This window comes from Nocardiopsis sp. JB363 (assembly GCF_900143625.1).
In the GTDB taxonomy this organism is placed as follows: domain Bacteria; phylum Actinomycetota; class Actinomycetes; order Streptosporangiales; family Streptosporangiaceae; genus Nocardiopsis.
In genome coordinates this window covers 1-15,379 of record NZ_FRFF01000097.1, presented here as the reverse complement: position 1 = coordinate 15,379, position 15,379 = coordinate 1, and the positions used below count along the sequence as shown (strand labels likewise).

The window sequence follows — 15,379 nt, the reverse complement described above, 5'->3', positions numbered from 1 at the left end:
GTGACACCGGATGTGATCCACCTCATGAGTGATGTGCGGCTCTTCTTCGACTTATCGGACGTTGTTCCGAGAGCGACCACCTACGGGTGTCCGTGTCCGTTCGGGCGTGAATAGTGCACCAAGGTGCTCTGGACACGTGACCTCCCCACAGGTGCCGAACACACCGGATCCGACGTGCCGACGTCGGACGCGGGTATGCTGGCCGGGCACTGTTCTCGCCCGAAGCGCCCACTTCGGCCGGGTGGCCGCAACCGCCCCCGGGGTGGCCACGGTGCTCGGACATCACGGGCCGGCGGCACACCGCGCCCCACCAAAACTTCCGTTACCGCGCACCCCGGTGTTCGGCAGGCGTGGAACGGTCGATTCGGATGATTGGTTGACGTGACAGACCTTGAGATGAATCCCCCTGCTGCCGGTGCCACGGACAGACCGGAGCTCATCCGGTCCTACGTGGCCATGGGTGACAGCATCACCGAGGGGATGGAAGACGACAGTGGGCCGGGCGGCGCCTACCGGGGCTTCGCCGACCGTCTCGCCGAACACCTGGGCAGCCTTTCCCCGGACTTCCGTTACGCCAATCTCGGCGTACGCGGCCGGCGGATGAAGCACATCTTCGGTGAACAGCTCGACCAGGCGCTGGAGTGGAAACCCGATCTGGTCACCGTGTTGGCCGGCGGCAACGACGTGCTGCGGCCCGGCCACGACCCCGACGAACTCGCGGAGCACTTCGAGTGGGGGGTGCGCCGGCTACGGGACGAGGGCATCCGCGTGGTGATCCTGGCGGGCCACGACACCGGGTGGATCCCTTTTCTGCGCGTGTACCGAGGCCGTATCGCGGTCTTCAGCATGCACATGCGCGCGGTCGCCGAACGCACCGGCACCGAGATCGTCGACCTGTGGGCGCTCAACGCCCTCAACGACCCTCGGGCCTGGAGCGACGACCGGCTGCACCCCAACGGCGCCGGTCATCAGATCGTCGCGGCCCGCACGGCCGACCTGCTCGGGCACCCGATGGGACCGCCCGAGTCCTGGACCGATCCGTGGTCCACACCGCCCCAGCAGCTCCCGCGGATCCTGCGCCGCAGGGAGAGCCGTCGCTGGGCGCGCCAGTACGTCGTACCGTGGCTGCGCCGTCGTGTCATGGGCCAGTCCTCCGGGGACGGCCTGCTGGCCCGCCGCCCCGAACTGGAGTTCCTCCACGACGAGGAGACCCGCGAGCGGTTGCGACGAGAGCTGAGCGAGGCCGGGGCCGACACCCACTACAACGACTTCTCGGCCGGCGACGCGGTCCCCATCAGCAGCCCCTCGGGGACCAAAGGGCCCGAACCGTCGCGGTGAGCGTTCGTCGCCCCCGACCATCTCGGCCGGGGGCGGCTCACTACCGGGCCAGGGACTGGATCAGGTCGCTCACGTGCACCAACCCCAGGCACTGGCCGTAGGTGTTGGTCACGATGAGGTCGTCGTAGACACGTTCGCGGTCCCGACCCGCCACGCGCAGCGCCGCGATCGCCGACATCCACGCCGGTACCGTCCGCGGTGATTCCGCCAACCGCAGCGCCGGACGTTTGGCGTGCAGGGCGTGCCCGTAACGCCCGGTCACCGACAACAGGAAACGGGTCCGGTCGATGACCCCCGTGGGCCGCTCCCTGTGGTCGATCAGGATCACGCTGTTGAGCGCGGTGTCGGCGGTGAACGCCTCCAGCACGTGCTCGCCGGTCGACTCGGAGTCGAAGTCCAGCGGTGGCACCATGAACTCGGTGACCCGGGGCCCCCTGTCGGTGTCGTCCAAGGCGGTGGCCGCCGGTTCGGGCACGGGTGTCACCTTCTCACCGGGACGCCAACCGGGTGCGGTGAAGAACGTCCCGCTGCCCAGGCGCACCCCGCACGCGCGCAGTCGCACGATCTCCTCGCCCCGGGTCACTCCCGCGCCGAGGGCGTACACGCCGCTGCTGCGACCGATCCGGGACAACCCCTCGACGATGCCGCTGTGGCGCTGATCGGAGTCGATCCCCGACACCAACGCCGGATCCAACCGGATGAGGAACGGGAGGGCCTCCAACACCATGTCCGGTCGGGCCATCGCGGTGCCGAAACCGCAGCGGAACCCCACCGAACGCAGCCCGGCGACCCCGGACAGCACGATGTCCCGAGGCAGATCCACCAGATCGGGGGTGAGCATGAGGGTGACGTCGCGTGGGCGTCGACCCGCCCGTCGCAAAGCGCTCTCGGCCAACGCGGGAAGACCCGTGCCGTCGGCCAGCACCACCGACGGCAGCGGCAGCACCAACGGCAACAGGCTCTCCGCGCCGCCCACGGCGCGCACCAGAGCCGACAACCACTCGGCGATGAGCGCGGCCGAGCGGCCGGACCCGTCCGGACGACCCAGACCCTCCGGCACCGGGGCGACGACCTCCACGGCCACCACCGCGCCGGAGTCCAGGTCCACGATGGGACGGAACGAAGGTCCCCGGCGCTTCGTCGACCCGTGCGCGGGGGCGCCGGGGGCCGGGAGTGTGTGTTGGGAGTGCAGGGTGGACACACCACCATGGTGACCCGCGAGGTGGACCGACCTGAAGCCCTGTGCGCACCTGTTCAACCGTTCTTGAACCGGGCGGTGCCGCGTGTTCACGCTCGGGCGGAAAAGTTCGCGGACACGACTGTGGGCGCCACCGAGAGTGACGCCCACAGAGGAGGGAACGGGTGCTCGCTCGCGCGGATCAGACGCGATGGAAGGCCAGCGCGATGTTGTGCCCGCCGAACCCGAAGGACTCGTTGATGGCGGCCACGTCACCGGACGGCATGTCCCGCGGCTTGTCGCGGACGATGTCCACGGCCACCTCGGGGTCCAGGTCGGTGATGTTGATGGTCGGGGGAATCAGACCCTCGTGCAGCGCCAGGATCGTGGCGATCGACTCCACCGCGCCCGCGCCGCCCAGGAGGTGGCCGGTCATGGACTTGGTGGAGGTCACCGCGACCTGGTCGGCGGCGTCCCCCAGAGCCGCACGGATCGCCCGGGTCTCACCGACGTCACCCGCCGGTGTGGACGTGGCGTGCGCGTTGACGTGCACGATGTCGCTCGGCTTCAGGTCGGCGTCGGTCAGCGCCTGGGTGATGGCGCGGGCCTGCCCCGCACCCTCGGGGTCGGGCATGACGATGTCGTGCGCGTCGTTGGTGTAGCCCACACCGGAGACGTGCGCGTACACCTTCGCGCCGCGCGCGGCGGCGTGCTCGGCGGACTCCAGGACGAGGATGCCGGCGCCCTCGCCCATGACGAAACCATCACGCGAGGAGTCCCATGGGCGGGAGGCGCCCTGCGGGTCGTCGTTGCGCGTGGACAGCGCGCGCATGGAGGCGAAGGAGGCGATGTTCAGCGGGTGGATGGCCGCCTCGGTACCGCCGGCGATGACGATGTCGGCCCGCCCGGCGCGGATCATGTCGACCGCGTTGGCGATGGCCTCGGCACTGGAGGCGCAGGCGCTGACCGGGGCGTGGGCGCCGGCGCGCGCGGTGAACTCCAGGGCCACGGCGGCCGCGGGACTGTTGGGCATGAGCATGGGCACGGTGAACGGGGAGACCCGCTTCCAGCCCTTCTCACGGAAGGTGTCGTACTGCTCCAGGATGGTGAGGATGCCGCCGATTCCGCTGGAGACGACCACACCCAGACGCAGGGGGTCGACCTCTGGAGCGCCGGAGTGGTCCCAGGCCTCCTGGGCGGCGATGAGCGCGAACTGTTGGGTGCGGTCCAGGCGCCGCAGCCGGGGCCGCGGCAGCTTCTCGGAGGGCTCCTGCGCGATCTGCCCGGCGAAGTGCACCGGGAGCTTGTCGTGCCATTCCTCCGGCAGTGTGCTGATTCCGGAGCGGCCGTCGAGGAGCGCGGACCATGTGGTCGCAACGTCACCCCCGAGGGGGGTGGTGGCGCCGAGGCCGGTGACGACGACATCGGTCTTAGGCATGATCCGATCGCCCTTCTCGTGGGTCGTTCCCGGCCGGGGCCGAGAGGCGTTGCGGATGAGATCTGCCCCGGGTGGGGCGGGGCCGCCGGGACGGGGTGTGTTCCGGCGGCCCGGCGAAGCTACTTCTGGATGAAGTTGACGACGTCCTGGACCGTCTTGAGGTCCTTGAGCTGGTCGTCGGGGATCTCGACGCCGAACTTGTCCTGGGCGGCGACGGCGATCTCCACCATGGACAGCGAGTCGATGTCCAGGTCGTCCACGAAGTTCTTCTCGGGCGTGACCTCGGAGGGCTCGGTGCCGACGATCTCTTCGATGATCTCGCCGAGTCCGGCCAGGATCTCCTGCTCGCTGAGAGCCATGTTCTGTTTCTCCTTGTTCGACGTTCGATGCCGGGGAACGGCCCCGGTGTGCGCGGGCGTAGTGTGTCCGATCCCTCAGGGGATACGGATCACCTGAGCGGCGTAGACCAGGCCCGCTCCGAAACCGAGGGTGAGCACGATGCTCCCCGACGGCAGTTCCCCTCTGTCGACCATGCGCGAGAGCGCGAGTGGGATCGACGCGGAGGAGGTGTTGCCGGCGGTGACGATATCGTGCGCGACGCGTGCCTGGGGCGCACCCAGCTTGCGTGCGATCGATTCGACGATCCGCAGGTTGGCCTGATGGGGGACGAAGGCGGTCAGATCGGAGGGCTCCACGCCCGCCCGCTCCAACGCCTCCAGGGCGACCTTGTACAACTCGGTGGTGGTCCACCGGAAGACGGCCTGCCCCTCCTGATAGAGGTACTTGCCCTCACGCAGGAAGATCTTGTCGGCGCGTTCGCCGGACGAGCCCCAGACCACGGGGCCGATGCCGTGCTCCTCGGCGGCCGAGACCACCGCGGCGCCGGCGCCGTCGGCGAAGATGACACAGGTGGAACGGTCGTCCCAGTCCACCCAGTCGCTGAGCTTTTCGGAGCCGATCACCAGCACGTTGTGGGAGCTGCCGCCCCGGACACTGTCCGAGGCCAACCCCATGGCGTAGCAGAAGCCCGCGCAGGCGGCGTTGACGTCGAACGCGCCCGGGGCGACGATGCCGAGTTGGGCGGCGACGCTCGCCGCGGTGTTGGGGATCTGGTCCTGCGCGGTGCAGGTCGCCACGATCACCAGGTCGATGTCCTCGGGGGACAGGCCGCTGGAGGCCAAGGCCTTTCCACCGGCGGCCACGGCCATGCTCAGGACGGTGTCCTCGGGCCCGGCGATCCGTCGCTCCTTGATCCCCACGCGACTCTGGATCCACTCGTCGTTGGTCTCGACGCGTTCCGCCAGGTCGGCGTTGGTGACCACGTTGGAGGGCTGGAACTCGCCGAAGGAGCGGATCGCGGCGCCACCGGGGGTGCTGGGGACGTTGAACATGGTCAGCCTTCCTGCTGGGAGTCCGCGGTGCTACCCGCGTGCTCCTTGATGAGGGTGCCGGCGCGTTCGAGGTCGTCGGGGGTCTTCACCGCGAGGAGCTCGATGCCGCGCAGGGCGCGCTTGGCCAGCCCGGTGAGGGTGCCGGCCGGGGTGAGCTCGATGAGGGCGGTCACTCCGAGGTCGGCGAGGGTCTGTGTGCACGCGTCCCAACGCACCGGGGAGGAGATCTGCGACACCAGGCGATCCAGGTACTCCGTGCCGCTGTCGACCACGGCGCCGTCGGCGTTGGACAGCAGACGCACGGTGGGATCGGACGGGCTCGTCCGGAGAGCGGCCTCACGCACCCGCTGCGCGGCCGGGGCCATGTGCTCGGTGTGGAAGGCTCCCGCCACCGACAGCGGACGCATACGGGCGCGCTGGGGCGGGTTCTCGGCGAACGCGGCCAACTGCTCGGTGGTGCCCGCGGCCACGATCTGACCGGAACCGTTGTCGTTGGCGGGGGTCAGCCCCGCCGCCTCGATCGCGGCCAGGACCTCCTCGCGGACACCGCCCAGGACCGCGGTCATGCCGGTCTCGGTCCGGGCGGCGGCGTCGGCCATACCCCGGCCGCGTTCGGCCACCAACGCCAGCGCTTCCTTGGGGGAGAGCACACCGGCGATCGCGGCCGCGGTGAACTCACCGACGCTGTGACCCGCGACGGCGTCCACGTGCGACGGGTCGGCGGGCAGCGGCGCCTCGGGGGCGGACAGCTGTTCGAGCACGGCGTTGGCGGAGGCCAGCCCCGCGGCGACCAGCAACGGCTGGGCCACGGCGGTGTCACGGATCTCGTCCGCGTCCGCGGTGGTGCCGTAACGCACCAGATCGAGCCCGGCCACCTCCGACCACGAAGCGAACGTCTCGGACATACCGGGAAGTTCGAGCCATGGGGAGAGGAAACCGGGAACCTGGGCACCTTGGCCGGGAGCAACGATTACAAGCACGACATCAACCTTGCCCTGTGGGAGATCGCCAGTTGGATGGGGAGGGACACGAAGTTCGATCGAACTCGTTTGTAGAGGATCCACAAAACCGGCTCGGGGACACGCGCTCGGCCCCCGAAACCAGTGGAAGAGGTCACCTTTCTCCGACGGTACGCGTTCCCACCGGGAGATCGCCCACCCGCCTCCCGACGAAGGGTGACCGTCGACACGGGGGTGAGACCTCGGGGAGGTCGGTGCGGGATGCGAACCTAGGAACGTGAACACCGAAGCCAGGCACCCCGAGGACGACCCCGAGGACGGCGCGGACGCGTCGACCCCAGCAGAGCCGGACGAGATCCGCATGGAGACCGTGCGTCGCCTGGAGCGCTCCATGGGAGCCCTGGGCACCGCGGCCGTGTCCCGAATGGAGGAACGGCTCTCCTGGTTCCGCAGGATGTCCGCGCAGGACCGTTCCTGGATCGGGTTGGTGGCCCAATCCGGGGTGGCCGCCTTCGTGGACTGGTTCCGCGACCCGGGACGAGGCCGTCCCGCCATCACCGTGGAGGTCTTCGGCACCGCCCCGCGCGAACTCACCCGTTCGGTCTCCCTCCAACAGACCGTCGACATGATCCGGGTGGTCATCGAGGTGGTGGAGGGGGAGGTCGACGATCTGGCGGCCCCCGGCGGCGCCCAACAACTGCGCGAGGCCATCCTGCGTTACACGCGGGAGGTCGCGTTCAGCTCCGCGAAGGTCTACGCCCGCGCGGCGGAGGCCCGAGGCGCCTGGGACGCACGCCTGGAGGCGCTCATCGTCGACGCCCTGCTGCACGGGGACCGCGAGGACGGGTTGCGGACCTGGGGGTCGGCCCTGGGCTGGTCGCACACCCCGGTGATCGCGATCGTCGGTGACCTCGGCGACCAGGACGGCGGCAAGGCCCTGGAGGACCTGCGCGCCGCCGCCCGAAGGCTCGGTCACGACGTACTGGCCGGTCTCCAGGGAAGCCGGGTGGTCGTCGTCGTGGGCGTGGGGGACCGTTATCCGGTCGAGGACCTGCCCGCCGCGGGCGCCGAACCGCTGGCCGGACTCTTCGGCCCGGGGCCGGTGGTGGTCGGACCCGCCGTCTCCGATCTGCGGTCGGCCGGGACATCGGTGCGCGCGGCCGTCCAAGGGCTGCACGCCGCGGTGGCCTGGCCCGACGCGCCCCGGCCGGTGCTCTCCGACGACCTGCTGCCGGAACGTGCCCTGGAGGGCGACATGGAGGCGCGCCACCAGTTGGTGCGGGAGGTCTACCTGCCGTTGCAGGGGGCCGGCTCTCCCCTGCTGGACACGCTCTCGGTATACCTGGAGCACGCCTCCTCACTGGAGGCGACCGCGCGCATGCTCTTCGTGCACCCGAACACGGTGCGCTACCGCCTCAGCCGCATCGCCGAACTCACCGGACACATCCCGTCGGACGGTCGAGGCTCCTTCGTCCTGCGTATCGCGGTGGCCCTCGGAAGATTGTCCGAAACCCGATCCTGAGGAACCATCTGGCCGGAATCAGCCAGTGTGGGGAGGGTGGCCGAGATTCGCCGTAACCTGATCGTTGCCCGGTGAATCGGCTCACTTATGGAAGTTTCACCAGCGTCGGGTATGTGTGTTACTGACCGTGTGCGCCCGGGGACCACGTGAAAGAGATAGATTTGATACGGGCAGGTCGCGGGTCGAACCAAGAGGCGATGAAAACCCTCGGGCGAGGTTCCCCGCACCGCTCCGTCACGACGTTCTTGGGGGGTCCAACGCAGTGGTCGAGCGACCGAGGAAGAGGTTTCGGGTACTACGCCCGGTGATCGATTTCGTCCTACAGCCCACACAGGAGGGCGAGCTCCGCAGACGGGTCCTGTTCTGGGTCCCGGCGCCGCTCCCCATCCTGGGGCTGGTCTACCTCCTGGTGGGAGGTGCCTTCTCCGCGGCGGGCTGGACGATCCTGCTGGCCGCCTGTGTGGGTGTGGCCGCCATGCTGTTGGCCACCGTCGTGCAGCCCACGCCGCTGCCGGAAGGGCTGGCGCCGCCGGTCTCGGCGCGGCGGTCCCTGCACCGCTTCCGTCAGTTCACCCAGCTCAGACTGGCCCTGGCGTTGGCGCCCATGGTCATCGGCGCGTGCGCCGCGCTCATCGGCGGCGGCATGTACCCGCTGTTCGCCGTGCTGGCCCTGGCCTGGCCGCAGCTGCTGCTGGCCATGCCCACCTTCTTCACCATCACACGGGCCCGTCGGGCGATGGAGGCCTGGGGCACCACCGCCTACCTGTGGCACGCCCTTTCGCGTCCGGCCAAGGTCACCTGGCCCATCGCCACGCCCCTGGCCCGCTCCTACCGCGCCTGGCGCACCGAACGTGCTCGGCGCCTGGCCCAGCAGAAGATCCAGGACCAGGAGCAGGACAAGGCCTGGAAGGAGGCCGTGGCGACCGAGCGGGCCAACCCGACCGAACCGACCAAGCCCTCCGCGAAGACGAACAAGTCCGAGGAGGGCACGCTGCAGCGCACGCGCAGGTTGCAGGCCCTTCCGGAGGAGGACGCGGACAACGAGCCGACGGCGCTCATCCCGAACCTGGAGTCCGGGAAGAACGAGTCGGGCCAGGGCGGGGCCGAGAAGGACACGCCCGCCGAATCGGCCAAGAGTGACGCGATGCCCTCGTCTTCGGGATCGAACGCCACGGTCGGCCGGGCCGACCGTCAGATCCTGGACCCGTCCGGCGCCCTCGGTCTGGGCGTGCGCAACCGGCGCCGCGGTCAGGCCAACCGCCGCCCGCCCTCGCACAAGCCCTAGAACGACCACCTGTGGCGGTCGTCCCGGTTCGGGAGGACCGCCACACGTGTGTTCGGCTCCGGCTACAGCTCCACCGAACGTCGGACCTCGGGCAGGGCCGCGTCACCGCCCCGCGGGCAGTGGTACCAGTGCGCCCGCGCCTCCGGCCCGTCGAAGGCCACTTCACCGATGGTGTTGCCGAAGTAGGGCTTTTCGGCCAACCGCCACCGCAACGGACCGCGCCGCACACCGGACAGCCTGGTCATGACCACGCCCGCCAGGTGGAAGGGCGCGCTCGCCGACAGGGCGGCCGCCCGGCGGAAGTTGACCGGCAACTGGTTGCACAGCGCCGAGGACACCAACTGGGTCACCCGGGAGGTCGTTCCCCCCGAACGGGGGTGCGCCCGCGCCAGGTAGGAGAAGTGCACGTCCCCGCTGAGGAGCAGCACCGTGGCCGGTGCCGGACCGCGTTCTCCACGGGCCACCTCCAGCACCGCGTCGGCCAGCCGGTGGAAGGAGTACTGGAAAGCGCCCCAGTGCTCCAGGTCCAAGGCCTGACGCAGCTTCTCCGCGGGCCTTCGCGCGGCCGAACCCCAGGCGCCACCGCACACCGCCTCGTTCCAGGCCTCCAGGTTGTGCACCGCGGGCGGGAGGAGCACCGGCACGGTGGAGGCCACCACCACGTGTTCGGGGCCGCCGGTGAGGTTCTCGTCGAGCCAGGCGTGACCCTCCGGCCCCAGGATCGATCGGGAGCCGTCCGAGGGGTCGCCCTCGCCCAGCGCGCGGCCGCAGCGGGCGTCGGTCACCAACACCCGTACGTCGCCGATGTCGTGGCGATGGCTCCACCGGTAGGAGGAGGGTTCGGCGTGCGCCCGCCAGGCGAAGTCGTCGACCGCCGCACCGGCGTCCTCACCGCGCTCATCGTGGTCCTTCAGCTCCGCCCACAAGGGGTCCTTCGCGCGGGCCTCCGGGGAGAGATTGCCCACGTGCTGGTACACCCAGTAGGCGCCCAACCCGCTGGTCACCCGCGTCCGCCACCAGGGTCGTTCGTCCATGGACCGACGCCAGGCCGCGGAGGTGTTCCAGTCGTCGCGGATGTCGTGGTCGTCGAAGACCATCAGGGTGGGGACCGTCGACAGCAGCCACCGCACCTGCGGGTCCGACCAGGCCTGCCGGTACAGCTCGGCGTACTCGCCGTAGCGCACCACCTCGTCGTCGGGGGCGCCGTCGTCGTCCTGTTCGCGCACCTGGTGCAGGAAGGCGCGCATCGGTTCCTGGAGTTCGTCCGCGTACACTTGGTCACCGATGAGCATCAATACCAGATTGCCCTCCACCGGCTCGGCGGCCAGTCTCCGGGCGGTGGCGCGCAACAGATCCGGGCCGTACCGGACCAGCCCCTCGGGGGTGTCGCCGGTGGGGGTGTGACAAGAGCCGTACAACAACCGGGTCGGCGCCGCCTGGTCCAGGGTGCGCACGACGCTCGGCGGCATCGGACTCTCGGGTTCGGGCCAGACCCGGTCCTCGCCGAGAAAAACTTCGTAGGTGAGGGCGGCGCCCGAGGGCAATCCCTCGATTTCGCAGACGGCGTAGTGGTGACCGTGGACCGTGAAGGTCCGTGTGGTGGAGACGACACCGTTCTCCAGCCGAACCCGCACGTCACAAGGGGAATCGGTCTCCATCCACACCGTCGCTGTGGAGATTCCCACATGCCGCAGTTGCGGACCCAGACGTAACGAGACAGTCACCCTTTCCCCTTCTTTCGTTAAGTTCGGTGCACGTTGACGACGAGTATGGCCCCTACCGGAGGGTTCCGTCATCCACAGGTTCACGGCGGATGGTTGCACCCGGGCCCGCGCTGCGCGATGGTGGGCGCTATGCGGACACAGATCCTTGAGCTGCACACCGGTGATTCGGAGAGCATTACCGATATCACCGGACGGTGTGGTGACTTCGTCGCCGAGACCGGCGGCGACGGACTGCTCAACGTCTTCGTCCCACACGCGACGGCGGGCGTGGCGATCATCGAACTGGGCGCCGGGTCCGACGACGACCTTCTCGCGTCCCTGGACGACCTGCTTCCGGCGGACGACCGCTGGCGCCATGCGCACGGTTCCCAGGGGCACGGGCGATCGCACGTCATGCCTGCTTACGTCGCACCACAGACCACCGTTCCGGTGGTCGCGGGAAGACTCGAACTGGGGACCTGGCAGTCCATAGCCGTCGTCGATCTGAACGTGGACAACCCTGACCGCAAGGTTCGGCTGTCCTATCTCAAGGCCGATTGATCGGCCCGGGTAGTGGCCCGGCGTGTGCGTGAGATCGCCCGCGCGTTGACGGGAGAAGGCACTACCGTGTGAACTAAGCCATCAGCGATGGCTACGGACCCACGCGACGGGCGGCGAAAAGCCCGACATCGTTGTGACAACTGCTTCGGCAGGCAAAATTGACAAGAACCATCTGTGGAGGAGAACTTTCGTGAGCGCGACCGCGGGCCAGGCACAGAGCGAACGCGGCTTGGCTGACCGACTCGGATTCAAGCCGGGTCAGGTGGTGCAGGAATTCGGTTTCGACGACGACGTCGACGAGGGACTGCGCGCTTCTATCGCTGAATTCACCGGCGAGGCGCTGGTCGACGAGGACTACGACGGCGACGTCGACGCCGCACTGCTGTGGTGGCGGTCCGATGAGGAAGGCGACCTCACCGACGCCCTGATGGACACGGTGACCACCATCGCCGACGGCGGGACCATCCTGGTCCTGACGCCGAAGGCGGGACGTGATCTGCACGTGTCCCCCAACGACGTCGCGGAGGCGGCCGGGACCTCGGGGCTGTCCCAGACCAGTGCGGTCAGCATCGGTCAGGAGTGGTCGGGCACCCGCCTGGTCGTCCCCAAGCGGTAACGGGCCCGGAGCCCGGCGTCGCGTGCCCGTACCAAAGGGTGCGCGACGTGGCAGGGCGCCCGCCGATCGGCGGGCGCCGGCATCGGCCTGCGCGCCGAACCGAACGAAGGTGAACATGAGTCACATCACCGAGGGCGTCACCGCCCCCACGTTCACCCTTCAGGACCAGTACGGCCAGGACACCGCCCTGCCGCGCGGAGAGACCGCACTGTTGGTCTTCTACCCGTTGGCCTTCTCCGGGATCTGCTCGGGTGAACTCGCGGACCTGAGGGAGCACCACGCCGAACTCAAGGAGCTCGGCGTCACCGTGCTGGCGGTCTCGGTGGACTCCACCTTCGCCCTGCGCACCTGGTCGGATCGGGAGGACTTCCCGTTCGCGCTGCTGTCGGACTTCTGGCCGCACGGCGCCACGGCCCGGGCCTACGGGGTCTTCGACGCCGAACGCGGTATCGCCCGCCGAGGAACCTTCCTCATCGACGCCGAGGGCACCGTCCGCTGGTCGGTACTCACCCCGACCGGGCAGGCCAGGGACGTGACCGAGTACCTGGAACGGGCCCGAGCGCTGAACGGATAAACCGGGCGCGAACAGCCGCGCGAAGCGGTATGCTCTCTCGCGAAGCACCGGGCGCGTAGCTCAGTTGGTTAGAGCAATTGCCTTACAAGCAATAGGCCAGGGGTTCGAGTCCCTTCGCGCCCACTCGACTCCGAGACGACCCGGCTCGGCGGACTTCGTCCGCCTCGCCGGGTCGTCTCGTCGTTTCAACGGTCAGCCGGTGATGGTCCAGGTTCCCCGGCGGTGGTTGCGGGCGTTCCCGTCGGGGTCGTATCCCCCTTCGGCGTTGCCCGCGACGTCCACCGAGAACCAGTGCACGGTGGTCGTCTCCTCGATGAGCAGGGTCTCCGTCTCCCCGCGCACCCCCGACAGCTCCAGCTTGGGGGAGTCGAAGGTGGGGCGGCTTCCGTCGAGCGTGTAGTGGATCTCGGCGGGTTCGGTGGTGTCGAAGGCGACCTCCACCGGGCCTCCGTGCTCACCCGGCCGCGGTGAGACGTCCGAACGCGGGCGCACCCGGTCGCTTTGGTGGTCCAAGGCCACCTCCAACATGCCGTACAGCCCGTTGGCGTACTCCATGCCCTGGGCGTGGGCCTCCTCCCACGGCGGCTGGAACCCGGCCTGGCCCAGCTCGAAGTTCCACGCGAAGACCCCGTGTTCGTACCAGAGGTGGTCGCCGGAGTTGCCCGCCGCGGAGTACAGGACGTCGATGATCGGTCCGGTGCGGGCCGGGGTCACCACGGTGCCGCGGTGTTCCTTGATGGCGCCCAGGATGCTCGCGGAGGACTCCCAGAAGTAGGCCTCCTCCATCGCGCTCGGCCGGGGCGTGGACACACGCCCGTCGGCGATGTAGGCGCCCGGGGACCACATGAAGTAGTCGCCCGAGGAGTGGATGTTCATGGAGAAGTCGATGTTGTCGTGGGTGTCGACCAGCCACTCCAGGTTCTGGTTCTCCGGCTGCGACATCGGCCCCAGGTCCTCCGGCCCGGCGAACGATCCGCTGGTGCAGTTGAAGGAGGCGCCGGAGTAGCCGTCCCACAGGGTGTAGGACCCGTAGTTGCGGTTGTTGTCCACGCCCCACTGCGCGCCCTGCTCCACCGCCCACTGGTCGCGGGAGCCGTCGGTGTCGCAGTAGTTGGTCATGTTCTTGCGGTGCAGCGGCACGTCGTAGAACGAGTAGTTCGCGCCGTCGGGGTTGAACGAGGGCATCAGGAAGATGTCCAGTTCGTCCACCAGCTCGGTGGTGGTCTCGTGGATCCCGTAGTTGTGGACCAGGCGTTCGGCGGTCTCCAGGGCCACCAACGGGGTCTGCCACTCACGGGCGTGCTCCTGGGAGTAGCCCAGTACGCCCGTGCTGGAACCGTCGCGGTCGGCGCCGATGCGCAGCGCGTACACCGGAGCGGGTTCGCGGGAGACCTCCGCGGGGGCGTTGAGGAAGTCCTGGGCCTGGACCCTCTCGGCCCGCACCACACCGTCGCCGTCGTCACCGCGGTAGGTGAACGCCCGCACCAGATCGTCGGCGGCGTCGTTGATCGCGGCCACCGCCTCGGACGCGGTCGTGGTGATCTCCCCGTCGCCGTCGGTGGCCAGGTGGACGATGATCTTGTCTCCGCTCACGTCCACCGACAGTTCGGAGTCGGACTCGTAGGGGTCGTGCAGGTCCACCACGACGTCGTTGCCGCCCTCGTGGCCGTAGTCGAGCGTCTCCACGATCACACCGCGGTCGGCGTTCGCACCGTCGATGCCCACGCCGAGGAGCGCCTGGGCGTGCCGGCGGTACCCGTTGGTGCGGTGCGGCAGCTCCACGACCTCGGCGATGTCGGGGAAGTCGGCCGCGATCTGGTGGATCCGGTCGTAGAGTTCACCCGGTGTCATGTACGCGTTGAGGAAGTCGGTGCGCGGCAGCGGGTCGTCCGGAGCGTCGGGGTCCGGCAGCCACTCGGTGACCTCCGCCTCCGCGGTGCCGCCGTGCGGACTGCTCACCCGGATCCGTCCGGGCCGTTCGTCCACCTCGCCCTGGCCCCGGTGGTACATGTACACGCCCACGTCCATGAACGGAGCGAGGGTCTGGGTACCGCCGTCACCGATGTCGGTGCCGGGCCCGGCGTCACGCTCCACGGTCAGCTGGAAATTCTCGTCCTGACCGGCGGAGGAACGCACCTCGACGGAGAGGAAGTCGCCGGCACGCCCCTCGAAGTAGTCGGCCCGCAGGATCTCCAGGTCGTCATCGGAGGAGCGGGTGCCCACCCCTTCGTCGGGTTCGTTCTCGGCCCGCATCCGTTCGATGGTGGCCTCGCGTTCGTCGAGGCGCTCCTCGGCGTCGGACTCGGTGTAGACCACGTCACCGAAGTCGAACCCCGCGTCCTCGTACACGTCCTGATCGAAGGGGCCGATCACCACCTGGGCGAGGAACCCGCCCTCACCGGCCGGGTCCAGCTGTGCGATGTCCCCGCCCAGCTCCACGAGCCGGTCCAGTTCGTCACGGTCCTCCAGGTGGACCTCCACCACCGACGTCTCGTCGAGATCCAGAGCGTCCTCGTCGGCCGCCGCCGGCACCGCCATCGGCACCAACAGCGCGAACACCGCACCGACCACCATCCCGGCGCGGCCGATCCGCCGCGTTCCGGTCGTTCTCTGTGACAGTCCCATCCAGGTCCTTCTCGCTCGGCGCGGAGCGGGCGGTCACCCGACATCCACGACACATGACGCCACCGCCGGTCGGGCGGCGACGCGGACGGGAACGGACGAACGGACCGCGGGACCACGAACAGCACTCACACCGTCGTCGGGACGTGCAGGGGGAAGGCTGGAAGGTCGGAGTCGGGGGATGTGGGGGCTT

The 15,379-nt window shown here is 69.3% G+C and carries 13 protein-coding genes and 1 tRNA gene; 7 read left to right on the top strand and 7 right to left on the bottom strand.

Annotation, left to right across the window (positions count from 1 at the left end; genetic code table 11):
* Nucleotides 1-396 precede the first annotated feature (396 nt).
* Complete coding sequence (locus tag BQ8420_RS14050) at nucleotides 397-1,338, top strand: SGNH/GDSL hydrolase family protein (protein WP_200815934.1); 942 nt, start codon at nucleotides 397-399, stop codon at nucleotides 1,336-1,338.
* A 40-nt stretch (nucleotides 1,339-1,378) separates the two neighbouring features.
* On the opposite strand, the gene BQ8420_RS14045 is transcribed toward BQ8420_RS14050, so the two are convergent.
* From BQ8420_RS14045 to BQ8420_RS14025, 5 genes are all read right to left on the bottom strand, one after another.
* Nucleotides 1,379-2,539 (bottom strand): EAL domain-containing protein, encoded by a 1,161-nt coding sequence (locus BQ8420_RS14045; protein WP_087099178.1) that lies wholly within the window; start codon nucleotides 2,537-2,539, stop codon nucleotides 1,379-1,381.
* A 178-nt stretch (nucleotides 2,540-2,717) separates the two neighbouring features.
* Nucleotides 2,718-3,953: a beta-ketoacyl-ACP synthase II gene (gene fabF / locus BQ8420_RS14040; protein WP_087099176.1), complete on the bottom strand. Its 1,236-nt coding sequence runs from the start codon at nucleotides 3,951-3,953 to the stop codon at nucleotides 2,718-2,720.
* 119 nt (nucleotides 3,954-4,072) lie between these two features.
* On the bottom strand, nucleotides 4,073-4,312 hold the full coding sequence (locus tag BQ8420_RS14035; protein WP_067605459.1) for an acyl carrier protein: 240 nt from the start codon (nucleotides 4,310-4,312) through the stop codon (nucleotides 4,073-4,075).
* A 75-nt stretch (nucleotides 4,313-4,387) separates the two neighbouring features.
* A complete protein-coding gene (locus BQ8420_RS14030) occupies nucleotides 4,388-5,344 on the bottom strand; it encodes a beta-ketoacyl-ACP synthase III (protein ID WP_087099174.1) in 957 nt (318 codons plus the stop codon).
* A 2-nt stretch (nucleotides 5,345-5,346) separates the two neighbouring features.
* The gene (locus BQ8420_RS14025; RefSeq protein WP_087099172.1) at nucleotides 5,347-6,249 is read right to left on the bottom strand and encodes an ACP S-malonyltransferase; all 903 of its coding nucleotides are present in this window, start codon (nucleotides 6,247-6,249) and stop codon (nucleotides 5,347-5,349) included.
* A gap of 331 nt (nucleotides 6,250-6,580) precedes the next feature.
* On the opposite strand from BQ8420_RS14025, the gene BQ8420_RS14020 reads away from it, so the two are divergent.
* Entirely contained in the window at nucleotides 6,581-7,825 is a 1,245-nt protein-coding gene (locus BQ8420_RS14020) for a CdaR family transcriptional regulator (RefSeq protein ID WP_087099170.1), read from the top strand.
* 304 nt (nucleotides 7,826-8,129) lie between these two features.
* Nucleotides 8,130-9,110, top strand: coding sequence for a hypothetical protein (locus BQ8420_RS14015; protein WP_200815931.1), 981 nt, complete (start codon nucleotides 8,130-8,132; stop codon nucleotides 9,108-9,110).
* A gap of 62 nt (nucleotides 9,111-9,172) precedes the next feature.
* Here BQ8420_RS14015 and BQ8420_RS14010 read toward each other — a convergent pair whose 3' ends face one another.
* Nucleotides 9,173-10,768: an alkaline phosphatase D family protein gene (locus BQ8420_RS14010; RefSeq protein WP_235006204.1), complete on the bottom strand. Its 1,596-nt coding sequence runs from the start codon at nucleotides 10,766-10,768 to the stop codon at nucleotides 9,173-9,175.
* A 195-nt stretch (nucleotides 10,769-10,963) separates the two neighbouring features.
* Here BQ8420_RS14010 and BQ8420_RS14005 point away from each other — a divergent pair, with 195 nt between their 5' ends.
* The 4 genes from BQ8420_RS14005 (at nucleotide 10,964) to BQ8420_RS13990 (ending at nucleotide 12,687) form a co-directional block, all read left to right on the top strand.
* Nucleotides 10,964-11,374 (top strand): secondary thiamine-phosphate synthase enzyme YjbQ, encoded by a 411-nt coding sequence (locus tag BQ8420_RS14005; RefSeq protein ID WP_087099164.1) that lies wholly within the window; start codon nucleotides 10,964-10,966, stop codon nucleotides 11,372-11,374.
* A 190-nt stretch (nucleotides 11,375-11,564) separates the two neighbouring features.
* Complete coding sequence (locus BQ8420_RS14000) at nucleotides 11,565-11,990, top strand: DUF3052 domain-containing protein (RefSeq protein ID WP_087099162.1); 426 nt, start codon at nucleotides 11,565-11,567, stop codon at nucleotides 11,988-11,990.
* Nucleotides 11,991-12,105: 115 nt separating this feature from the next.
* Nucleotides 12,106-12,564, top strand: coding sequence for a peroxiredoxin (locus BQ8420_RS13995; RefSeq protein ID WP_087099160.1), 459 nt, complete (start codon nucleotides 12,106-12,108; stop codon nucleotides 12,562-12,564).
* 49 nt (nucleotides 12,565-12,613) lie between these two features.
* Nucleotides 12,614-12,687: transfer RNA gene (locus BQ8420_RS13990), tRNA-Val, on the top strand.
* Between the two features lie 69 nt (nucleotides 12,688-12,756).
* On the opposite strand, the gene BQ8420_RS13985 is transcribed toward BQ8420_RS13990, so the two are convergent.
* Nucleotides 12,757-15,189, bottom strand: coding sequence for a M14 family metallopeptidase (locus BQ8420_RS13985; protein WP_087099158.1), 2,433 nt, complete (start codon nucleotides 15,187-15,189; stop codon nucleotides 12,757-12,759).
* Nucleotides 15,190-15,379 lie beyond the last annotated feature (190 nt).